The organism is Halomonas gemina (assembly GCF_023554995.1).
Taxonomy (GTDB): domain Bacteria; phylum Pseudomonadota; class Gammaproteobacteria; order Pseudomonadales; family Halomonadaceae; genus Halomonas; species Halomonas gemina.
Genome location: NZ_JAMJPK010000001.1, coordinates 578,631 through 598,831 on the forward strand (window position 1 = coordinate 578,631; position 20,201 = coordinate 598,831).

At 63.9% G+C, this 20,201-nt stretch carries 22 protein-coding genes and 1 pseudogene; 11 read left to right on the forward strand and 12 right to left on the reverse strand.

Features of this window, described 5'->3' with window-relative positions; genetic code table 11:
• Positions 1-16: 16 nt before the first annotated feature.
• The 3 genes from rfbD to M8009_RS02890 all read right to left on the reverse strand — a co-directional run bounded on the left by rfbD (position 17) and on the right by M8009_RS02890 (position 4,071).
• Complete coding sequence (rfbD, locus tag M8009_RS02880) at positions 17-904, reverse strand: dTDP-4-dehydrorhamnose reductase (protein ID WP_250059257.1); 888 nt, start codon at positions 902-904, stop codon at positions 17-19.
• On the reverse strand, positions 901-1,983 hold the full coding sequence (gene rfbB, locus M8009_RS02885) for a dTDP-glucose 4,6-dehydratase (protein WP_250059258.1): 1,083 nt from the start codon (positions 1,981-1,983) through the stop codon (positions 901-903). Before rfbB ends, rfbD begins: the two co-directional genes overlap by 4 nt.
• 360 nt (positions 1,984-2,343) lie before the next feature.
• Positions 2,344-4,071, reverse strand: a complete 1,728-nt coding sequence (locus M8009_RS02890; RefSeq protein ID WP_250059259.1) for an SLC13 family permease — start codon at positions 4,069-4,071, stop codon at positions 2,344-2,346.
• A 143-nt stretch (positions 4,072-4,214) separates the two neighbouring features.
• Here M8009_RS02890 and M8009_RS02895 point away from each other — a divergent pair, with 143 nt between their 5' ends.
• The 6 genes from M8009_RS02895 (at position 4,215) to M8009_RS02920 (ending at position 9,853) form a co-directional block, all read left to right on the forward strand.
• Complete coding sequence (locus M8009_RS02895) at positions 4,215-5,024, forward strand: helix-turn-helix domain-containing protein (RefSeq protein WP_250059260.1); 810 nt, start codon at positions 4,215-4,217, stop codon at positions 5,022-5,024.
• Between the two features lie 38 nt (positions 5,025-5,062).
• Positions 5,063-5,965 (forward strand): sulfate adenylyltransferase subunit CysD, encoded by a 903-nt coding sequence (gene cysD / locus M8009_RS02900; protein WP_250059261.1) that lies wholly within the window; start codon positions 5,063-5,065, stop codon positions 5,963-5,965.
• Entirely contained in the window at positions 5,965-7,869 is a 1,905-nt protein-coding gene (gene cysN / locus M8009_RS02905) for a sulfate adenylyltransferase subunit CysN (protein ID WP_250059262.1), read from the forward strand. The genes cysD and cysN overlap by 1 nt, the downstream gene beginning before the upstream one ends.
• A gap of 66 nt (positions 7,870-7,935) precedes the next feature.
• Positions 7,936-8,718 carry a 3'(2'),5'-bisphosphate nucleotidase CysQ gene (gene cysQ, locus M8009_RS02910; RefSeq protein WP_250059263.1) on the forward strand — a complete coding sequence of 261 codons (783 nt, stop codon included), beginning with the start codon at positions 7,936-7,938 and terminating at the stop codon, positions 8,716-8,718.
• A 157-nt stretch (positions 8,719-8,875) separates the two neighbouring features.
• Positions 8,876-9,094, forward strand: a complete 219-nt coding sequence (locus M8009_RS02915; RefSeq protein WP_250059264.1) for a hypothetical protein — start codon at positions 8,876-8,878, stop codon at positions 9,092-9,094.
• Positions 9,095-9,178: 84 nt separating this feature from the next.
• Positions 9,179-9,853 (forward strand): transposase, encoded by a 675-nt coding sequence (locus M8009_RS02920; RefSeq protein ID WP_250059265.1) that lies wholly within the window; start codon positions 9,179-9,181, stop codon positions 9,851-9,853.
• 135 nt (positions 9,854-9,988) lie between these two features.
• On the opposite strand, the gene M8009_RS02925 is transcribed toward M8009_RS02920, so the two are convergent.
• From M8009_RS02925 to M8009_RS02935, 3 genes are all read right to left on the reverse strand, one after another.
• Positions 9,989-10,465 carry a hypothetical protein gene (locus M8009_RS02925; protein ID WP_250059266.1) on the reverse strand — a complete coding sequence of 159 codons (477 nt, stop codon included), beginning with the start codon at positions 10,463-10,465 and terminating at the stop codon, positions 9,989-9,991.
• Complete coding sequence (locus tag M8009_RS02930) at positions 10,462-10,764, reverse strand: nucleotidyltransferase family protein (RefSeq protein ID WP_250059267.1); 303 nt, start codon at positions 10,762-10,764, stop codon at positions 10,462-10,464. The genes M8009_RS02925 and M8009_RS02930 overlap by 4 nt, the downstream gene beginning before the upstream one ends.
• A gap of 67 nt (positions 10,765-10,831) precedes the next feature.
• Positions 10,832-11,008 (reverse strand): hypothetical protein, encoded by a 177-nt coding sequence (locus M8009_RS02935; RefSeq protein ID WP_250059268.1) that lies wholly within the window; start codon positions 11,006-11,008, stop codon positions 10,832-10,834.
• A gap of 117 nt (positions 11,009-11,125) precedes the next feature.
• Between M8009_RS02935 and M8009_RS02940 the strand changes: the two genes are divergently transcribed.
• The 3 genes from M8009_RS02940 (at position 11,126) to M8009_RS02950 (ending at position 12,732) form a co-directional block, all read left to right on the forward strand.
• A complete protein-coding gene (locus tag M8009_RS02940) occupies positions 11,126-11,308 on the forward strand; it encodes a hypothetical protein (RefSeq protein WP_250059269.1) in 183 nt (60 codons plus the stop codon).
• Positions 11,309-11,376: 68 nt separating this feature from the next.
• A complete protein-coding gene (locus tag M8009_RS02945) occupies positions 11,377-11,823 on the forward strand; it encodes a CopD family protein (protein ID WP_250059270.1) in 447 nt (148 codons plus the stop codon).
• Positions 11,824-12,159: 336 nt separating this feature from the next.
• A complete protein-coding gene (locus M8009_RS02950; RefSeq protein WP_250059271.1) occupies positions 12,160-12,732 on the forward strand; it encodes a hypothetical protein in 573 nt (190 codons plus the stop codon).
• 57 nt (positions 12,733-12,789) lie between these two features.
• On the opposite strand, the gene mscL is transcribed toward M8009_RS02950, so the two are convergent.
• The 6 genes and pseudogenes from mscL to M8009_RS02980 all read right to left on the reverse strand — a co-directional run.
• A complete protein-coding gene (gene mscL / locus M8009_RS02955) occupies positions 12,790-13,209 on the reverse strand; it encodes a large conductance mechanosensitive channel protein MscL (protein WP_250059272.1) in 420 nt (139 codons plus the stop codon).
• 280 nt (positions 13,210-13,489) lie between these two features.
• Positions 13,490-13,909: a phasin family protein gene (locus M8009_RS02960; RefSeq protein WP_250059273.1), complete on the reverse strand. Its 420-nt coding sequence runs from the start codon at positions 13,907-13,909 to the stop codon at positions 13,490-13,492.
• A 352-nt stretch (positions 13,910-14,261) separates the two neighbouring features.
• On the reverse strand, positions 14,262-14,531 hold the full coding sequence (locus tag M8009_RS02965) for a type II toxin-antitoxin system RelE family toxin (RefSeq protein WP_250059274.1): 270 nt from the start codon (positions 14,529-14,531) through the stop codon (positions 14,262-14,264).
• Positions 14,515-14,736, reverse strand: a complete 222-nt coding sequence (relB, locus tag M8009_RS02970; RefSeq protein ID WP_250059275.1) for a type II toxin-antitoxin system RelB family antitoxin — start codon at positions 14,734-14,736, stop codon at positions 14,515-14,517. Before relB ends, M8009_RS02965 begins: the two co-directional genes overlap by 17 nt.
• Positions 14,737-15,142: 406 nt before the next feature.
• Positions 15,143-15,571, reverse strand: a complete 429-nt coding sequence (locus M8009_RS02975) for a phasin family protein (RefSeq protein WP_250059276.1) — start codon at positions 15,569-15,571, stop codon at positions 15,143-15,145.
• A gap of 733 nt (positions 15,572-16,304) precedes the next feature.
• A pseudogene (locus M8009_RS02980) lies at positions 16,305-16,437 on the reverse strand (prepilin-type N-terminal cleavage/methylation domain-containing protein); the annotation flags it as partial.
• A gap of 396 nt (positions 16,438-16,833) precedes the next feature.
• Between M8009_RS02980 and pilB the strand changes: the two are divergent.
• Both pilB and M8009_RS02990 read left to right on the forward strand, forming a co-directional pair.
• On the forward strand, positions 16,834-18,630 hold the full coding sequence (gene pilB, locus M8009_RS02985) for a type IV-A pilus assembly ATPase PilB (RefSeq protein WP_430886880.1): 1,797 nt from the start codon (positions 16,834-16,836) through the stop codon (positions 18,628-18,630).
• Between the two features lie 270 nt (positions 18,631-18,900).
• Positions 18,901-20,145 (forward strand): type II secretion system F family protein, encoded by a 1,245-nt coding sequence (locus tag M8009_RS02990; RefSeq protein ID WP_250059277.1) that lies wholly within the window; start codon positions 18,901-18,903, stop codon positions 20,143-20,145.
• Positions 20,146-20,201: the final 56 nt, after the last annotated feature.

Consider the following 20,201-nt stretch of genomic DNA (forward strand, 5'->3'; position numbering starts at 1 on the left):
ATATTAATATGCCAGCTTAGTTTTTGAATAAATATTCCTGTAACGTCAGCTTGAGCTGTTCGTTCCAATCTGGAATCTCGAGATCAAGAGCCTGTTCCAACTTAGTGAGCGATAGCCGTGAGTTCAGGGGTCGGGCTGCGGGCGTAGGGTACTCTGAGGTGGGTATCGCAACAACGGCGTCCGGGTGTATTAAACGGGTTTCTCCCAAGTCTTTCGCTTGACTGAATATCTCACTGGCAAAACCATGCCAACTGGTCTCTCCATGGGGTGCGAGATGATAGACTCCGTCAAGTAACTGCCTTTCTAGTGCCAGAACACTAATCTGAGCAATCAACCTTGCAGACGTTGGAACCCCAATCTGATCACTGACAACCTTGAGCTTATCTCGCTCGCGGCCCAAGCGCAGCATGGTCTTCATAAAGTTGTTGCCGCGGGCACTGTATACCCAACTGGTACGAAAAATTAGATGCCTGCAGCCGCTAGCTTTGATGGACTGGTCGCCCGCCAGCTTGGTCTGCCCATACACCCCAAGTGGCCTGGTGGGATCGTCTTCTTGCCAGGGTGTATCCCCGCTCCCCGGGTATACATAGTCGCTGGAGTAGTGCACTAGCCACTGGCTTCGTGACTTACTGTACTCGGCCAGCTGAGCAGGCAACTCGGCGTTCAAGCGGTGAGCGAGCTCGGGTTCGCTCTCGGCTTTATCAACGGCAGTGTAAGCCGCTCCATTGGCGATCAGGTCGGGCTGGTGTTTATCAAGCCAGGCTGCCACAGCTCTGGCATCGGTGAGATCCAGCTCCTGTCGTGTGGGTGCCAGCACCTTACCGAGAAGGCATAGCTGGCGCTGTAGTTCAAATCCCACCTGCCCCGTACCGCCGGTTACCAGGATCTTCTTATTGCCTTTCATGCTCCAACCCCCAGGCGCTGGCCTTGATAGCTGCCGTCCTGTACCCGTTTCCACCAGGCTTCGTTATTCAGGTACCATTGAACCGTCTTGCGTAGGCCGGTTTCGAAGGTTTCATGCGGCACCCAGCCTAGCTCACGCTCGACCTTTCCGGCGTCGATGGCATAGCGCAGATCGTGGCCGGGACGATCGGCCACGAAGGTGATCAGCTCCCGATGTGAGGTGTAGGGTGTAAGATGAGAGTTGCCAACCAGCTCATCCAGCAAGACGCATAGTGTGTTCACCACCTCGAGGTTGGTCTGCTCATTGTGGCCACCGATATTGTAGGTTTCCCCTACTTTGCCTTGTGTGGCCACTCTGACCAAAGCGCGAGCGTGGTCTTCTACATAGAGCCAGTCACGGACCTGCTGCCCATCGCCGTATACTGGCAGCGGCTGGCCTGCGAGGCCATTGAGAATCATCAGCGGAATCAGCTTCTCGGGAAAGTGATAGGGACCGTAGTTGTTGGAGCAGTTAGTGACCAGGGTAGGCAGGCCGTAGGTTCGCTGCCACGCGCGAACCAGGTGATCGGAACCAGCCTTGCTTGCCGAGTAAGGAGAACTAGGCGCATAGGGCGTCTCTTCGGTGAAGAGCCCCTCGGGCCCTTCTAGATCGCCATACACCTCGTCAGTAGATATATGGTGAAAGCGGAAATCCGCGGCTTTTTTCGTATTGCTCTCCTGCAGATTTTTCCAGTAGTTCCGTGCAGCTTCCAACAGCACTGAGGTGCCTACCACGTTGGTCTGGATGAACTCTGAAGGGCCATCGATGGAGCGGTCAACGTGGCTCTCTGCGGCAAGGTGCATCACCACGTCTGGATCGTGCTCGTTAAAGACTTGCTGCATTGCAGTGGCATCACAGATATCGGCCTGTACGAAGCGATATCGGTCGTTTCCTTGCACCTCGGCCAGAGATTCCAGATTTCCCGCATAGGTCAGCTTATCGACATTGACAACACGATGATCCGTATTTTGAATCAGCTCACGCACCACGGCGGAGCCGATGAAACCGGCACCACCAGTGACGATGAATGTCTTGGCCATCTTCAGGTCCCTCTACAAATAACGTATGAACCAAACTTTGGTTGGGGGCTAGCTAGACAGGAGGAGCACTTATCACCATCAATCTGCACGCTGATGGTGAGGGGGTCCAGGCACGCTACCGCCCGAGGATTGTCCCGGGCGCTTTCCCATGCCCTTCAGAAACAGGGACATCGCCGGGTAGATCCTGCCCCCGTGCCGAGATCCTTCGTTGATCGCACCATTCTACGCAACTGCGCTGTCCGGCTCCACGCAGGTCGCAGAGCAAGCAGCGTGAACCTTAGCTTGGAGCTAAGGCAACTTGGCTTGTGAAGGATACAGCCCGCGTGTTGTGCCCACAACGGCAGCGCAGCATGAACGCGCTCAGAAGGGAAACACCAGCGGCGTGAGCAGCAGCACCCCGGCCGAGTAGGTCAGGCTGACCGGCAGGCCCACCTTGAGGAAGTCGCTGATGCGGTAACGCCCGGGGGAGTAGACCATCAGGTGGGTCTGGTAACCGTAGGGAATCAGGAAGCAGGCGCTGGCGCCGTAGGCCACGGCCATGATGAAGGGCATGGGGTCGACGCCGAAGGCCTGGGCGGTGGTCCAGGCCACGGGGAAGGCCAGCGCCGCGGCGGCGTTGTTGGTTACCGTCTCGGTCAGCAGCAGCGTCAGGAAGTAGCAGCCGATGAAGGCGGCGTAGACGCCGTGGCCGCTGAACAGCGCCTGCATGCCAGCGGCAAGCAGGTCGGCGGCCCCGGAGTTCTCCAGCCCCTGGGCGATAGCCAGCGCCGAGCCGATGATCATCCACAGCTCGAAGGGGAAGCGGCGGCGCAGCTCGGCGGGGCTGAGCACGCGGCCGGCGATCAGCCCGGCCATCAGCAGCAGCAAACCGTGAAACAGCGGCAGCACCTCCAGCGCCGCCAGGCCGATCACGCTGGCGAAGCCGGCCAGGGTAAACCCGCTCTCCAGGCGGTTGAGCTGGGGGCGCTTGAAGCTGCCGCTGAGCAGATGGAAGTTGCGGTCGATATTGCGGTGCTGGCGGAAGTCGCTTCCCACCGCCATCAGCAGGCAGTCGCCGGTGCGCAGGGGGATCTGGCCGAGCTGGCCCTCCAGGCGCTTGCCGCCGCGGCGGATGCCCACCACGCCGGCATTGAACATGCTGCGAAAGTCCACCTCCTGCAGGGTCTGCCCGGCCAGTTCCGATTCGTGGGAGATCACCACCTCCACCAGGTTGGTGGCCAGCAGATCGTCGGCCTGGTGGCCGAACAGCTTGAGCCCCGGGAAACGCTGCAGCGCCTGCACCTTGCTCACCTCGCCGGTGAACACCAGGGTATCGCCCTCATGCAGGATCTCCTCCGGGCCCACCGGGCTGATCAGCCGCCCGTTGCGTTCGATCTCCAGCAGGTAGAGTCCCTCCAGGCTGCGCAGGCCGTTGGCCTCGATGCTGCGTCCGATCAGCTCTGAGCCGGGCTGCAGGTCAGCGGCCAGGAAGTAGGCGAGCTTGTCGGCGGTCGCCTCGGGCCGGTGGTGCGGCAGCGCGCGGGCCCGCCACAGCAGAACGCCGAAGGTGAGCAGTGCCACCGGAATGCCGACAAGGCTGAACTGGAACATGCCCAGCTCGAAGCCGGCACTGCTCAAGGCGAAGGAGTTGACCACCAGGTTGGTGGAGGTGCCCACCAGGGTCGTCACGCCGCCCAGTATCGAGGCGTAGGAGAGCGGAATCAGCAGCCGCGAGGGGGCGATGCGCTTTTGCCGCGAGATGGCGCCCAGGAAGGCGGCGACCACGGCGGTGTTGTTGAGAAAGGCCGAGAGCACGGCACTGGTGGCCATCAGCCGGGCCGTGGCGCTGCGCTCCTTGCCGCTCAGCAGGCGCTGGGAGAGCCAGTCCAGCAGCGGCGTGCGCTCCAGGGCCAGCGAGACCAGCAGCAGCAGCATCAAGGTGGCCAGTGCCGGGTTGGTGTACTGGCGCAGCAAGGTGGCGGTATCCACCAGGCCAGCCAGCAGGTAGGCGCCGGCCAGGCTGACGAAGGCGATGGCCGGGCGCACCCGGCCGGAGATCAGCAGGGCCAGCAGGCCGGCGATGGAGATCAGTACCGCCCAGGTCATCATGAAGGCTCGTCCTTGAGGTGGCCGGGTTGAAATTCGTGGCTTGTGGGATTCTACGTGGGCTTTTATGATGATGTCGAATCAAGGGCAATTCTGTTTTCGCCTTTGGATTTAATACCCAATATATTCAATGGTTTGGTAAAAGATTGGCCACTAAACATTTATCGCCTGAGCTGCTGAACGAGCGCCGCCTGGAGGCCGTTCGCCTGCGCCTGGATGGCCACACCGTGGCCCGGGTGGCGCAGCAGACGGGGCTTTCCGCGCCCACCGTGTCGGCCGCCTGGAAGGCTTTCCGAGAAGGCGGTTGGGAGGCCGTGCCGGTGCGACAGCGCGGGCGCAAGTCGGGCCAGGCGAGCTCTCTGGGCGAGCGTGAGCAACACATACTCTGGCGCCTGCTCGCCGAGTTGCCCTCGTCACCGCTGCCCGGCTGGAGCAGCCAGGCCCTAGCGGAGGCCATTGCGGCCGAGACGGGCAGCGAGGTCTCGCCGCGAGCCATCGAACACTGGCTGGCCGCGCAAGACCTCAAGCCCACGCCCCTGGCGCTGGCCGGCCTGGCGCGCCGGCGCTCCACCCCGGGCCGCTGGTATCGCCAGCAGGTGCAGCCGGTACTCGAGCGGGTCCGCCAGGCCGGTGGCGATGTGTGGCAGGGCGGCGTTCGCGTTTCGCCACTGGGCGAGCAGCCCCCCGACGAACCGCGCCGCTACCAGCTCTACCTGCACGGCAAGCGTGGCGCACTCTATACACGTTGCCTGCCGGCGCCGCCAATGGCCGAGGCGTACCTGGCGCTGTTCGAACGCTTGCTCGCGCAGGCCGTAGGCCCAGTCGCCCTGCTCTTCCACGGCGCCTGGTTTCAGGCCAGCCCGGAGATCCAGGCCTGGCTCAAGCACCACCCCGAGCTCCACCTGATCAACGTAGCGCCGAACCTTACCTTGGGGTCAGACCCCAAAGTTCGCTGAGGGGTCTGACCCCAACATTCTCTTTGGATGGAAAGCCCATGACGACACTCACACACTTACAGCGCCTGGAGGCCGAGAGCATCCAGATCATGCGCGAGGTGGTCGCGGAGACCGAGAATCCGGTGATGCTCTACTCCGTCGGCAAGGACAGCGCGGTGATGCTGCACCTGGCGCGCAAGGCCTTCGCGCCCTCCCCGCCCCCCTTCCCGCTGCTGCACGTGGATACCCGCTGGAAGTTCCGAGCCATGTACGAGTTCCGCGACCGCATGGCCGAGGAGATCGGCATGGACCTGATCGTGCACATCAACCCCGAGGGCGTGGAGAAGGACATCAACCCCTTCACCCACGGCTCGGCGATCCACACCGACGTGATGAAGACCGAGGGCCTCAAGCAGGCGCTGGAAAAATACGGCTTCGATGCCGCTTTCGGTGGCGCACGGCGTGACGAGGAGAAGTCCCGCGCCAAGGAGCGGGTGTTCTCCTTTCGCACCGCGGCGCACCGCTGGGACCCCAAGAACCAGCGCCCGGAGCTATGGAAGCTCTACAACACTCGCAAGCACAAGGGCGAGTCGATCCGCGTCTTCCCGCTCTCCAACTGGACCGAGCTGGATATCTGGCAGTACATCTACCTGCAGAACATCCCCATCGTGCCCCTCTACTACTCCGCCGAACGCCCGGTGGTGGAGCGCGACGGCACGCTGATCATGGTCGATGACGAGCGCATGCCGCTGGAGCCCGGCGAGGTGCCGATGATGCGCAAGGTGCGCTTCCGCACCCTGGGCTGCTACCCACTGACCGGCGCCATAGAATCCGAGGCCGACACCCTGCCGGCGATCATCCAGGAGATGCTGCTGACCAACACCTCGGAGCGCCAGGGCCGGGTGATCGACCACGACAGCGCCGCGTCGATGGAAAAGAAAAAGCAAGAGGGGTACTTCTGATGTCTCATTCCTCCGATCTGATCGCCGACGACATCGCGGGCTATCTGAAGGCACACGAGCACAAGGGCCTGCTGCGCTTCATCACCTGCGGCAGCGTGGACGATGGCAAGAGCACGCTGATCGGGCGGCTGCTGTTCGAGTCCAAGCTGCTGTTCGAGGACCAGCTGGCCGCCATCGAGGCGGACTCCAAGAAGTACGGCACCCAGGGCACCGAGATGGATTTCGCGCTGCTAGTCGATGGCCTGGCCGCCGAGCGCGAACAGGGCATCACCATCGACGTGGCCTACCGCTTCTTCTCCACCGACAAGCGCAAGTTCATCGTCGCCGATACGCCGGGCCACGAGCAGTACACGCGCAACATGGTCACCGGCGCCTCCAACGCCGATGCCGCCATCCTGATGGTCGATGCCCGCCACGGCATCCTCACCCAGACACGCCGCCACAGCTTCCTGATGTCGCTGATCGGCATGCGCAAGGTGGTGGTGGCGATCAACAAGATGGACCTGGTGGACTACTCGAAGGCGCGTTTCGACGAGATCGTCGAGGCGTACCGCGCGTTCGCCAAGCAGCTGGGGCTAGAGGACATCACCTTCATCCCGATGTCGGCGCTCAAGGGTGACAACGTCATCGAGCACGGCCACCACATGCCCTGGTACCACGGCCCCACGCTGATGGCCTACCTGGAGACCGTAGAGGTCGACGACGAGCGCCTGCAGCGCGACCCCTTCCGCCTGCCGGTGCAGTGGGTCAACCGTCCCAACCTGGACTTCCGCGGCTTTACCGGCATGGTGACCAGCGGCACGGTCAAGCCCGGCGACGCCATCCGCGTGCAGCCCTCCGGCAAGACCAGCACGGTGTCGCGCATCTATACCTTCGACGGCGACCTCGACGAAGCCGTGGCCGGCCAGTCGATCACCCTGCTGCTGAACGACGAGATCGACATCTCCCGGGGCGACATCATCTCCGGCGTCGAGCAGCCGAGCCAGACCGCCGACCAGTTCGAGACCACTCTGGTGTGGATGCACGACCAGCCGCTGCTGCCCGGCCGCCCCTACCTGATGAAGATCGGCACCCAGACCGTCTCGGCGACCGTCACCGACATCAAGTACCAGGTCAACGTCAACACCCTGGAGCACACCGCCGCCAAGCAGCTGGACTTGAACGGCATCGGTGTTTGCACGCTGAGCCTGAACAAGGCCGTGGCCTTCGACCCCTACCGGGAGAGCCAGGATACCGGCGGCTTCATCCTCATCGACCGCATGACCAACAACACCGTCGGTGCCGGCATGCTGCACTTCGCCCTGCGGCGCAGCCAGAACATCCACCGGCAGCACGTGGATATCGACAAGCAGGCCCGCGCGCTCAGCAAGGGGCAGCAGCCCGCGGTGCTATGGTTCACCGGGCTCTCCGGCGCCGGCAAGTCGACCATTGCCAACCTGGTGGAGAAGAAGCTGCACGCCGCCGGCCAGCACACCTACCTGCTGGATGGCGACAACGTGCGCCACGGCCTGAACCGCGACCTGGGCTTCACCGATGCCGACCGCGTCGAGAACATCCGCCGCGTGGGCGAGATGGCCAAGCTGATGGTCGACGCCGGCCTGATCGTACTGACCGCCTTCATCTCGCCCTTCCGCAGCGAGCGCCAGCTCGCCAGCGACCTGCTGGACGACGGCGAGTTCATCGAGATCTTCGTCGACACCCCGCTCGACGTGGCCGAGGAGCGCGACCCCAAGGGGCTCTACCGCAAGGCGCGCCGCGGCGAGCTGAAGAACTTCACCGGCATCGACTCCGCCTACGAGCCGCCTGAGAGCCCGGACCTGCATATCAAGACCGGCGAGATAAGCAGCGAAGCCGCCGCCGACGCCATCGTCGCCCTGCTGCGCGAGCGCCAGATCATCGCCTAACCCCCCTGCGGGGTCAGACCCCAAAGTTCCCTGAGGGGTCTGACCCCAAGGCTTGCTGAGGTTGCTATGTCATTTGCACAACTACTGAACGACGTCGAGCGCATCGCCCACGAGGCGGGTGAGGCCATCATGGCCGTCTACGCCCGCGACTTCTCCGTCGAGGAGAAGGAGGACAAGAGCCCGCTCACCGAGGCGGACAAGGCCGCTCATGAGATCATCGTCGCGGAGCTCAATGCCCTGCCGGGCGGCATCCCGGTGCTCTCCGAGGAGCATACCGAGGCCTTCACCGGGGCGGATGCCGAGGGCCGCTACTGGCTGGTCGACCCGCTGGACGGCACCAAGGAGTTCATCAAGCGCAACGGCGAGTTCACCGTCAACATCGCGCTGATCGAGCACGGCAAACCGGTGCTCGGGGTGGTCGTCGCCCCGGCGCTGGGAGTCTCCTATCTCGCCGCCGAGGGCGTGGGGGCCTTCAAGGCCGAGTGGGGCGAAGGGAAAGGCGGCGAACGCCGGCCGATCCAGGTGGCCGGCACGCCCGCCGACGGCGCCACCTGGCGCGTGGTGGGCAGCCGCTCTCACCCCAGCCCCGACCTGGCCGAGTGGCTCGCGCAGCTTGGGGAGCACGATATGGTGCCCATGGGCAGCTCGCTGAAGCTCTGCCTGATCGCCGAAGGTGAGGCGGACGTCTACCCCCGCCTCGGGCCCACCTGCCTGTGGGACACCGGCGCCGCCCAGGCGGTGGTCGAGCAGGCCGGCGGACGGGTGGAGACCCTGGCCGGCCAGCCGCTGCGCTATACCACCCCGCAGGAGCACCTCAACCCCTACTTCGTCGTCTGGGGCAACGCCTAAGCCCCCTGTGGGGTCAGACCCCTCAGCGGACTTTGGGGTCTGACCCCACGTTCGGCGGTCGGCGACGAGATCGCTTACATCCCGCGGCCGCGTTCTCGCACGGGGCCAGGTGGCGCGATGACGTACCATCGGGGCAGATCCAGGGAGGGATTGCCCCATGAGACCCATCACGCTCGACGTCGATCCCCAGGGTCGGCGCATCCTGTCCTGCACCTGCGGCACCATCGAGATCGCCCGAGCCAATGACTGGCAGGAGTTCACCGTCGAGGCGCTCGACAACGACCTGGCCGTGGTCACCTGCACGAACTGCGAACGGCATGCCCGGTTGGTCCGCCTCGACGCCGAGCCGGAGCCCTCCCCTCAGCCCACCTGGTGATTCAGCAAACTTTGGGGTCTGACCCCAAACTTGGCTGGGAGGGCTACACTGTAACGCGATGTATCCATGCCAAGGGAGAGGGAGATGGTGCGCCCGGCTCGTATCCTGCTGCCCGAGACCCCGCTGCACCTGATCCAGCGAGGCAACAATCGCGGCGCCTGCTTCGTGCATCGCAAGGATGGGCTCAAGTACCTGGAACTGCTCGACGAGTTGCGTCGGGAGTGCGGCGTCGACATCCACGCTTACGTGCTGATGACCAACCATGTGCATCTGCTGGCCACGCCGTGCGATGCCCCCGAGGGCATCAGCCAGATGATGAAGGAGCTGGGCCAGAGCTACGCCCAGTACTTCAACCGCCGCCATCAGCGCACCGGCGGGCTTTTCGAGGGGCGCTACCGCTCCTGCCTGGTGGCGGAGGAGCCATACCTCTTCGCCTGTTACCGCTATATCGAACTCAACCCGGTGCGGGCCGGCATGGTCGAGCACCCCGCTGACTACCGCTGGTCGAGCTACCGCGCCAATGCCCGGGGCGCCCACGATCCGCTGGTCCACCCCCATGGCGTCTACGAGGAACTGGCGGCCTCCCCCACCCGCCGCCAGCAACGCTACCGAGAGCTGTTCAGGGGCGAGCTCTCCGACGCCATGCTCGACGAGATCCGCCAGCAGACCCGCAGCGGCCGCCCGCTCGGCAGCGAGGCCTTTCAGGCAAGGATCAAGCATGCCTTGGGGTCAGACCCCTCAGCGAACTTTGGGGTCTGACCCCAGCACACTGACCAGCGCATGCTCCCAACGCGAAACGCGCTGCCTGCGGGCGATGGCAGCTGCCTGAAGTGGTCCCCATCCTTTGGACCACCTGACAGTTCATCTAAGTTCTGATCCGATATGTCATAGGCCTCAGGCCTGAGGCGGCATGCAATAGCGGCTGCTGAACGCCTTGACGTACTCCAGCGTGGCCAGCAGCTCTTCGCCCAGCGTGAATGCCTTGTTGAGCAGGCTTGCCTGGATCTCGGGATCATCGGGATAGTCGTGGGAAAACTGATTCCGCATCTCTCGAAAGCGCAACCACTGGGCGGCCGAGCGAATGGCGCCAATCTTCTCCAGGCGGTTGAGCTTGTCGATAAAGGTCGGGAATTCGCCCGGCTCCTGGGTCAGCTCAAGCACGCCGGGCAGGAGCCGGGCTCCCATTGCATCCTGAAGCTTGGAAAACCGGATCACGAATTGATCCACCACCGCGAGATCCATGGGCGTGAATTCGGCTAGCGCTTCTGGCGCGACCGGAAAACGGTGGTTCAGTGTTCCCATCGCCCAGCGCAGCCGTTCAGCATGGCGCTCGCAGATGTCGAGGCTTCCCTCGAATGCCTCATGATTCACAAAACCACTCCCGTTTCCCTCGCCACGCGATGCACCGGCAAATCCGGGCTCGCCTGTCGGCAGATCACCAGATCGATCTTCTGCTCACCCAGGCGTTGGTGCAGTTCCACCATAGCCTCCAGCTTGGCCTCCACGATCGCGTCGGAATCCTGCAGCTCCGGCTCGATATACAGGTCGATATCCCCGCCGCGGGCCCTATCGTCTACCCGCGAACCAAACAGCAGGATGCGCGTCGAGGCCCCGAAATGCCGCTTCAGGATCGTCACGATCTGCCGTTGCTCTTGCTCACTCAGGCGCATTGCCGTTTCCGTCAATCAACTTTCAATGCTGATAAGTCTAGCATGACCCCTTATGCGGCCAGATCCGTCAGCGGTTACCGTAGCCAGCCGCCAGCGCCGGGGCATGCACGAGGCAGAGCACAGGTACACCGTCTTCGACCAGCGCCAGGTTGAAGGTGAACTCGTCGTTGCCGGCGATAAAATCACGCCCGGCGGCCTCTACTCCGGCGATGAGCCGATCGATGCTGTTCTGGGCCAACTTCATGAACTCCCTCCATTGCGACTGCCTACGACCTAAGTCGTAGACAAACGTTTGATCTCGGGTATAATGGAAACCACTTCCACATATATTAGCAGGCCATCATGGCCTCGGAGCACCAACATGACCGGCATCGCATTCGCCACCATCTGGGATCAGACCCTTCCCTCGCGTCCGCTGCGCTCGGCGCGTCGTCGCCGCAGCACCGAGCGCTTCCTGACCATCTGGAGCCGCCCTGAGGCCCAGCTGCCGAAGAAGAGCCCCCAGGCGACTCGCACCCACCGCCTGCCGCGCTTCTATATCTAACGCATTCTTGAGGTCAGACCCCTCAGTAGACTTTGGGGTCTGACCCCAAAGGGGAGTTCGGAGCCGCCGTGACCGCCATCCTGCTGTTGCTGCACCTGCTGGGCGCCACCGTCTGGACCGGCGGGCACCTGGTATTGGCGGTGACCATTCTGCCGCGGGTGCTGAAGGGCAAGGACGTGGCGGCGCTGACCTGGTTCGAGCAGGGCTACGAGCGCATCGGCATGCCGGCGCTGGTGGTGCAGATCGTCACCGGGCTGTGGCTGGCGTGGCAGAAGATGCCCTCCCTGGCGCTGTGGTTCTCGGCCGAGGGCGGCCCGGTGGCGCAGCTGATCCAGGCCAAGCTCGTGCTGCTCGGCCTCACCGCCCTGGTGGCGGCCCACGCCCGCTTGCGGGTCATCCCGCGCCTCTCGCCGGCCACCCTGCCGCTGATGGGCTGGCATATCCTCGCCGTCACCCTGCTCTCGGTGCTGTTCGTGGTGGTGGGACTATCGTTCCGGGTGCGCTGGGGAGTCTGAGGTGCGACACCCTTTGCTCATCTCTCGGCGGGACATGCCCCACGGATACTGCAACCCGCGCGGCGGCCATACGGCCCTCTCGCTTGCGCCTCCCTCCCGGTGCGACAGCGATTACGCCCTTGGCTAATTACGAAGTTTCAAATATAGTAACGTTTTGTTTACACAAAGCCTCTCTACCTCGCCCCTCATGACACCTGCCTGCAGCGCCATCGGCGCTGTGTCGCGCCCCTTCATGCCAGCGAAGCGCACAGAGGGTAAAGGCGCTCCATCCGGGGTCATGGCATGTGACAGGGCATCATTGAACAGGGAGTTTCATTGGCATATCGAGGGCACACCATGATCAAGCGCTGGTTGCACCGTGAACCCATCCGCTGCTGGGTGATCAAGCAGGTCGACGAGGACTTGCTGCATCTATGCGAAAGCGGACGGCTGATCACGCAGCTCAAGCGCAAGGAGGCCGAACGCCAGCTCGCCCGGGGGGAGTACCGGGGCGGCGTGCAGATCGGCGATACCGGCATCGTGCTCAACAGCGCGCTATTCGAGGCGCTCGTGCCTTGGCCCGAACTCACGCTGGATGACCACTACCGCGCCCACTGGCAGGGGCGCAGCTGGTCGGTCTCCCGCGTGCCGCAGCGCTGCTGGGCCTGGGAAGGCCGGCTGGTCGCCGAGCCCAGGTCACCCGGCAGCCTGCCGGCCTGGCAGAGCACCGAGGATCTCACCCATGTGCGCGCGCGGGCTGATAGCTCGGAATGGCTCAGCGGCCCAGCGACCTTTCGTGCCGTGAATGCCTTGGAGGATCCAGAGACGGATATCCGCGATGCCATCGCCCGCAACCGCGCCCGCCAGGCGGCCAACCGGGCCGAGCCCGTCAGCAAGGCAAGGGTACCCCAGGAAGAAGAGATCGTCTGATCACCCTAATAACGCCCGCCTGCCAGCCGCGGCAAGCCACCAGCGGGCCTACGGTAGCTACTCCTTGCGCAGTTCATCGCGGATCTCGCGCAGCAGCAGGATGTCCTCCGGCGGCGCGGCGGGTTCCGTGGGCGCCGCGGCCTGCTGGCGGCGCAGGCGGTTGATGCCCTTGACCAGCAGGAAGACCGCGAAGGCCACGATCACGAAGCTGATCACGTTGTTGGCGAAGAGGCCGTAGTTGATGGTCACGGCGCCGGCCGCGCTGGCGTCGGCCACGGTGGCGAAGGGGCCCTCGCCCTTGAGCACCAGGAACAGATCGGAGAAGTCGACGCCGCCGAGCAGCAGCCCGATGGGCGGCATCAGCACATCGTTGACCAGGCTCTGGACGATGGTGCCGAAGGCCCCACCGATGATGATCCCCACCGCCATGTCCACCACGTTGCCGCGCACGGCAAATTCCTTGAACTCCTTGAGCATGCTCGCCCCTCCTCGATGCCCGACGCCCCTTGCGTCGATACCCGCCCAGACCATACCCATGCAGCCCGGGCCGGCCAACGCCAGTATAGTGCAGCCAGCGTAATCACCGAGGCGTGATGGCCCCTAGGGGTAACGTCGCCCCTTGGCCCATCCGACGGCAAGCGCCCCACAGGCAGGCCGGGAGCACCCACACGACAGCAGACCGCCGATCGATGATCGGCGGCCTGCTGGAGTCTTGCGTCAACCCGGCCCGTGGGCCGGGTCTAACACCAATTCAGGCTTACTTGGCCTTGGGTGCGGCTTCCTTGACGGCCTTGCTGGCGGTCTCGGTGGCTTCCTTGGCGCTTTCCTGGGCCTGCTTAACGCTGCTCTCGGTCAGCTTCTGGCTCTCCTGAACGAACTCCTGCTGCAGGGCCACGGCCTTCTCGGCATCGCCCTTCAGGCGCTCGGTCAGCTCCTGAGCGACCTTTTGCTGGCCTTCCATATAGCTCTTGAGGCCTTCGGCGTCCTTGACCTCGATCAGGCTGCGCAGCTGCGCCAGGCTCACGTCGCTATAGGCCTTGGTGGCCTCGAGCTGGGCGTTGATCAGCTTCTCGGTGACATCGACCGAGAGCGCGGCGAAGGCGCGAGCCGGGGCGAAGAAGGTCTCGAGCTGAGCGGTGTCGAACTGCTTGGTGTCGAAGGAAAATACGTTGGTCATGATGGGAACCTCCAGGGTTCTACTTGCCGTGGAACGGGAGATCCCCGTTCTGATGCTGTGCACGATAGCAGCCATTTTTGTGCAGTGCAACATGGATGCTATGAAAAGCTATGAAAAGCTGTGACACCTTGTGATCAAGCGCCCGGCACGTCTTGCGAGGCGCGCCATGCGGCCAACCGCGCGCTGTTTCGCCAGCACCTGGCGGAGTGCTCGTCGACGAGATCCGCCAGGTCACCCACAGAGGCTGGTGCTGGGCACGCCGCGCTTCCAGCAGCAGGTCGCCGAGCTGCTGGGCCGGCATCTCTGCCAGCCGCTGGGTGGTTCAGGCCAGAAGGGAAATGGGGTCTTCCGACTAGCCCTCATAGACATCCTTACGATGGGCCGCCCGGACCACCAGTATCACCAGCCGGTCATCCTGAACCTGGCAGATGACACGGTAATCTCCCACGCGATAGCGCCAGAACTCCGTCAACTCACCTCTCAGGGGGTTGCCCAGTTGGCGCGGATGATCCAGCGACACCACCCGCTCTTCCAGATAGGCACGAATGCGCCGGCGTTGCTGGGGGTCGATCTTCTTGAAACTCTTTGCCGCCGAGGCCAGATATTCAACCTTCCAGGTCACGCCAGAACTCCTCGGCGGTCATGACACGATCCCGGCCCTGGCGAAGCTGCTCAAGCGCATGCTCTGCCAGATAGGCGTCCTCCAGCTCGTCGAGGTGCTCCTCGATCAGCTTGCGCAGGTAAAACGTCTTGGAGCGCCCCGTCGCTCGGGACAGATGGGCCAGGCGTTCTTCGATATCCGGATCCAGGCGGAGACTGATAGGCATGTTGCTCGTCTCTTGTGATACATGCGATCAATGTATCGCAGCTGAGCCTAAACCACCAGCGGCCGGCATCGCTGCCGGCCGCAGGTAGTTCAGGAAATGGGCAGGGAAATGGGGTATATCTGGGGTCTCCCCACGAATGATGTCACGACATCGACATGTTCGAAGGTGTTGGTGCCTCATGCGGGCACGGTGCCGCGCCCTTGGGGTCTGACCCCGCTGCAGCGTGTTGCGCCAACACTCTGATATTACTGAGCAATCAACAACCTGGGGGTCAGACCCCAAGGGCTACGCCGAGCTCTCGGGCTTCCGCCAGGAATATGCAGCCGACAGCAGGCCGCCGATCGATGATCGGCGGCCTGCTGGGGTCTTGCCTCACCCCGGCCCGTGGGCCGGGTCTAACACCAAATCAGGCTTGCTTGGAGGCCTTGGGCGCGGCTTCCTTGACGGCCTTGCTGGCGGTCTCGGTGGCTTCCTTGGCGCTTTCCTGGGCTTGCTTGACGCTGCTCTCGGTCAGCTTCTGGCTCTCCTGGACGAACTCCTGCTGCAGGGCCACGACCTTCTCGGCATCGCCCTTGGCCCGCTCGGTCAGCTCCTTGGCGACCTTCTGCTGGCCTTCCAGGTAGCCCTTGAGGCCTTCGGCGTCCTTGACCTCGACCAGGCTGCGCAGCTGCGCCAGGCTCACGTCGCTGTAGGCCTTGGTGGCCTCGAGCTGGGCGTTGACCAGCTTCTCGGTGTAATCGACCGAGAGCGCGGCGAAGGCGCGGGCCGGGGCGAAGAAGGTCTCGAGCTGAGCGGTGTCGAACTGCTTGGTGTCGAATGCGAATGCGTTGGTCATGATGGGAACCTCCTGGGTTCTGGTGCCATGGAACGGGCGATCCCCGTCCTGATGCCCTGCACGATAGCAGCCATTTTTGTGCAGTGCAACATGGAGGTTGTGAAAAGCCATGAAAAGCTGTGACACCTTGTGATCAAGCGCCCGGCACGTCAGGCGCGGCGCGCCATGCGGCCAACCGCGAGCCGTTTCGCCAGCATTTGGCGGAAGGGCTGGTCGACGAGATCCTCCAGGCCACCACGGCGGGCTGGTGCTGGGCACGCCACGTTTCCAGCAGCAGGTGGCCGAGTTGCTGGGCCGACGCAGCGTGCGCGGCACGCCGGGGCGCACGCCCAGGCGACCGCCGGAAGATATCGAATAAAAGAAAGTAAGAAGAGGAAACAAAAACGCCAGCGGCCGGCATCTCTGCCGGCCGCTGGTTGGTTCAGGCTAGGTGGGTAATGGGGGTCTGTCCCCGATTAGCCTCTAGCCTAAGAAAACAATCACAAATTACTAATATCTACGTCATCACCAAAGGTGTATGTAACTGTCGATGTAGTACTGCTATCACTCGGTAAAGTATATGTCCCTACAATGGTTGCATTAGCACTTGAAGTAGCAGCATTGAATACCAATCCTTGGTCACAAGCAGAAGTGGTATAGGCAGTTGCTGCGCTGGAAGGATCAGAGTTGGCTATAATAGCCGTCCTAGCCGCCGCAATCTCCTGCTCACAAGCAGCCTCAGCAGCATTATCCTGATAGTTGGAATACTGCGGAATTGCAATCGCCGCCAGGATCCCGATAATCGCCACCACGATCAGCAGCTCGATCAGGGTAAAACCGCCCTGTGCTTTGTTCAGTTGGGTCTTCCGGTTCTTCAATTCGTTCATCGTCCTGTCCCTTACTCGTTCGTTCCGCCGTGGCGCGTCTGGCATTGCCTTCTTCTGCTGCCCCGTGCGGGTGTGGATTGATGGTCGGGCCGCCGAGGGTTCCAAAAGAGCCTCACGCGCCCTGCCATCACTTCGCTACAACCTGCCTGTCGCGCGTCTCATCCCTGTAGGTCTAGCACCTTGGCCGCCGACCCTACGCTTACATTAAATTACGCTTTGCAACCCTGCAAGCAGTATTGTAGCCGACAGGCGCAAGGGTAGCATGAGCCTCATGCTGATGAATGAGCCAAGGTACGAGCAAAAGGTTGAAATGGCGTGGTTCCATGCTGGGCGGGGGGTGGCACCAGGGGCTAGAATCACCACAACCGACGAAGCTTGCTGCACCTGCGAGGCGCCATGAACGACTACCGCCCCCCCTCACCCGAGATGCCCCCGGCCACGCCGGCGCCGGCGCCTTCACCGCTGCACGGCGCCACCCAGCGCAGCGGGCTGCGCGGGCTGGCCCGGCGCCTGGTCGCCGACGGCCTGCTCGGCGAGGCGGCGGCAGTGCGCGCCGAAAGCGAGGCGCGCGAGGCGGAGATGTCGCTGCTCGAGCACCTGATCGAGGCGGGCATGGTGCCGGCGCGCAAGGCCACGCTGACCGCCGCCTGGGAGTATGGCCTGCCGATCATCGACCTGGACGCCATCCGCCTGGAGAGCCTGCCCCCCGCGGCGGACTACCCGGAGAAGATCCTGCGCCGGCTGGGCGTGCTGCCGCTGGTGCGCCACGGCCATCGGCTCACCGTGGCGGTGCCCTACCCCTCCACGCTGGCCTTGCTCGACGAGCTGCAGTTCGCCACCGGCCTCACGCCGGAGGGGGTGCTCTCCCCGGTGGACCAGCTCGGCCCGGTGCTCGAGAGCTACCTGGGCAGCAGCGAACGCCGCATGCTCGACGAGCTGGGCGACGTCGACGACGCCGTGGGCGAGCTGGCCTATGACGAGGGCGTGGTGGACGCCTCCGACGAGCAGGCCGCGGTAGCCGCGGCCGGCGACGACGCGCCCATCGTCAAGTTCGTCAACAAGATCCTGCTCGACGCCATTAACCGCGGCGCCTCGGACATCCACTTCGAGCCGTATGAGACCAGCTACCGGGTGCGCTTTCGCATCGACGGCATCCTCCACGACGTGGCCCACCCGCCCTTCGCCATGCGCACGCGTATCTCGGCGCGCCTCAAGGTGATGTCGCGGCTGGATATCTCGGAGCGCCGCCTGCCCCAGGATGGCGCCATCAAGCTCAAGCTCTCCACCACCCGCTCCATCGACTTTCGCGTCAACTCACTGCCCACGGTGTACGGCGAGAAGGTGGTGCTGCGTATCCTCGACCCCAGCTCGGCCCAGATGGGCATCGAGCAGCTGGGCTTCACCCCCGAGCAGCGCGAGATGTACGAGAGCGTGCTCGACGACCCCCAGGGCATGATACTGGTCACCGGGCCCACCGGCAGCGGCAAGACGGTGACCCTCTATACCGGCATCAATATCCTCAACCAGGTGGAACGCAACATCTGCACCGCCGAGGACCCGGTAGAGATCAAGGTGCCGGGGGTCAACCAGGTGAACGTGCTGCCCAAGATCGGCCTGGACTTCGCCAGCGCCCTGCGCGCCTTCCTGCGCCAGGACCCGGACGTGGTGATGGTCGGCGAGATCCGCGACCTGGAGACCGCCGAGATCGCCGTCAAGGCCTCCCAGACCGGCCACCTGGTGCTCTCCACCGTGCACACCAACTCGGCGGCGGAGACCCTCACGCGCCTGGCCAACATGGGGGTGGCGCCCTTCAATATCGCCAGCTCCGTGAGCCTGATCATCGCCCAGCGCCTGGCGCGGCGGCTGTGCAAGCGCTGCAAGCAGCCGGCGGACATCCCCCGCGAGGTGCTGCTGCAGCAGGGCTTCACCGAAGACGAAGTGGCCGGCGCCACGATCTATGAGCCGGTGGGCTGCAAGCACTGCACCCAGGGCTTCAAGGGCCGGGTGGGCATCTACGAGGTAGTGCCGATCAGCGATGACATGAGCCACCTGATCATGACCAACGGCAACTCGCGAGACTTCGATACCCAGGCCCGCCAGGAGGGCCACCCGGACCTGCGCAGAAGCGGGCTTTTGAAGGTGATGCAGGGGCTGACCAGCCTGGCCGAGGTCAACCGGATAACGAAGGACTAGCGCCAAGCGGCCAAGAGCTTATGGGGTCAGACCCCACCGTGGCTGTGGCAGACGACGTAACGCCGGCTACAGGGCCGTTGCGTGTGAGGGGTCTGACCCCATAAGCGAGCCCGAAGACGCCACGGGTGCCTTTGGGGTCATGCCTGGGGTCAGACCCCACGACCATTGCCTAGCGGCTGGCGGGGCTCTTGAGCAGCCAGGGTATCTTGGCAGCTTGGCGCTTGGCAGCTTGGCTGCTCAACCATAACGCAGGGACGGGAACCTATGAACATGGCAACGCAACCCCTGAGCAAGTCGCAGCGCAAGCACCAGAAGCTGAAGCTCTACCGCTGGCGCTGGACGGGCATGGGGCCCAACGGGCGCAAGGTCGCCGGGGAGATCATCGCCACGAAGCGAGCAGAGGTGGAGAAGGTGCTCGCCGGGCAGAACATCGTGGTCAAGCAGATCCGCCGCAAGAGCGGGTTCGGCAGTGGCATGGGCACGATCAAGCCGCGCGACATCATGCTCTTCGCCCGCCAGATGGCGACCATGATTCGCGCCGGGGTGCCGGTTCTGCAGGCCTTCCAGGTGGTGGCGGAGAGCCTCAAGAAGCCGGCGATGAGCGCGCTGGTGCAGGAGCTGATGAATGACGTGGCGGCCGGGGCGAGCTTCTCCGAGGCGCTCAGGCGCCACCCCCAGCACTTCGACCGGCTGTTCGCCAACATGGTGGAGGCCGGGGAGCAGTCCGGCTCGCTGGATCGCATGCTCGAGCGCGTGGCGGCCTACAAGGAGAAGATGGAGTCGCTCAAAAGCCGCGTGAAGAAGGCCCTGTGGTACCCGGCGGCGGTGATCTCGGTGGGCATGGCCGTGACGGCCCTGCTGCTGATCAAGGTGGTGCCGCAGTTCGAGAGCCTCTTCCACGGCTTCGGCGCCGAGTTGCCCGCGCCGACCCGCATCACCATCGCGCTTTCGGAGTTCGCCCAGCAGTACTGGTGGTGGGGGGTACTAGGCCTGGTGGCCTTCGTGTTCTTCCTGCGCACCGCCATGAAGCGCTCCGAGGCCTTCCGCTACCGCATGCATGCCTTCTCGCTGCGCATCCCGGTGATCGGCGATATCCTCGACAAGTCCTCGGTGGCGCGCTATTCGCGCACCCTGGCGACCACCTTCGGCGCCGGGGTGCCGCTGGTGGAGGCGCTGGAGACCGCCCAGGGGGCCGCAGGCAACATGGTCTACGAGCGCGCCATCGCCCAGATCCGCGAGGACGTGTCCAGCGGCCAGCAATTGAACTTCGCCATGCGCATGACCGAGCAGTTCCCGGCGCTGGCGGTGCAGATGGTGGGCATCGGCGAGGAGGCCGGTTCGCTCGACGCCATGCTCAACCGGGTGGCGGACTACTACGAGGAAGAGGTCGACAACAAGGTGGATACCCTCACCTCGCTGCTCGAGCCCTTCATCATCGTGGTGCTGGGCGTGCTGGTCGGCGGCCTGGTGGTCTCCATGTACCTGCCGATCTTCGAGCTGGGGAGTGTCATCTAGCGCCGAGCGCCGAGCGCCGAGCGCCGAGCGCCGAGCGCCGAGCGCCGAGCGGGATG

Coding starts and splice junctions, on each gene's coding strand:
- rfbD (WP_250059257.1), bottom strand. CDS start 904: ATGAAAGGCAATAAGAAGATCCTGGTAACCGGCGGTACGGGGCAGGTG.
- rfbB (WP_250059258.1), bottom strand. CDS start 1,983: ATGGCCAAGACATTCATCGTCACTGGTGGTGCCGGTTTCATCGGCTCC.
- M8009_RS02890 (WP_250059259.1), bottom strand. CDS start 4,071: ATGATGACCTGGGCGGTACTGATCTCCATCGCCGGCCTGCTGGCCCTG.
- cysD (WP_250059261.1), top strand. CDS start 5,063: ATGACGACACTCACACACTTACAGCGCCTGGAGGCCGAGAGCATCCAG.
- cysN (WP_250059262.1), top strand. CDS start 5,965: ATGTCTCATTCCTCCGATCTGATCGCCGACGACATCGCGGGCTATCTG.
- cysQ (WP_250059263.1), top strand. CDS start 7,936: ATGTCATTTGCACAACTACTGAACGACGTCGAGCGCATCGCCCACGAG.
- M8009_RS02915 (WP_250059264.1), top strand. CDS start 8,876: ATGAGACCCATCACGCTCGACGTCGATCCCCAGGGTCGGCGCATCCTG.
- M8009_RS02920 (WP_250059265.1), top strand. CDS start 9,179: ATGGTGCGCCCGGCTCGTATCCTGCTGCCCGAGACCCCGCTGCACCTG.
- M8009_RS02930 (WP_250059267.1), bottom strand. CDS start 10,764: ATGCGCCTGAGTGAGCAAGAGCAACGGCAGATCGTGACGATCCTGAAG.
- M8009_RS02935 (WP_250059268.1), bottom strand. CDS start 11,008: ATGAAGTTGGCCCAGAACAGCATCGATCGGCTCATCGCCGGAGTAGAG.
- M8009_RS02940 (WP_250059269.1), top strand. CDS start 11,126: ATGACCGGCATCGCATTCGCCACCATCTGGGATCAGACCCTTCCCTCG.
- M8009_RS02950 (WP_250059271.1), top strand. CDS start 12,160: ATGATCAAGCGCTGGTTGCACCGTGAACCCATCCGCTGCTGGGTGATC.
- mscL (WP_250059272.1), bottom strand. CDS start 13,209: ATGCTCAAGGAGTTCAAGGAATTTGCCGTGCGCGGCAACGTGGTGGAC.
- M8009_RS02960 (WP_250059273.1), bottom strand. CDS start 13,909: ATGACCAACGTATTTTCCTTCGACACCAAGCAGTTCGACACCGCTCAG.
- relB (WP_250059275.1), bottom strand. CDS start 14,736: ATGCCTATCAGTCTCCGCCTGGATCCGGATATCGAAGAACGCCTGGCC.
- M8009_RS02975 (WP_250059276.1), bottom strand. CDS start 15,571: ATGACCAACGCATTCGCATTCGACACCAAGCAGTTCGACACCGCTCAG.
- pilB (WP_430886880.1), top strand. CDS start 16,834: ATGAACGACTACCGCCCCCCCTCACCCGAGATGCCCCCGGCCACGCCG.
- M8009_RS02990 (WP_250059277.1), top strand. CDS start 18,901: ATGGCAACGCAACCCCTGAGCAAGTCGCAGCGCAAGCACCAGAAGCTG.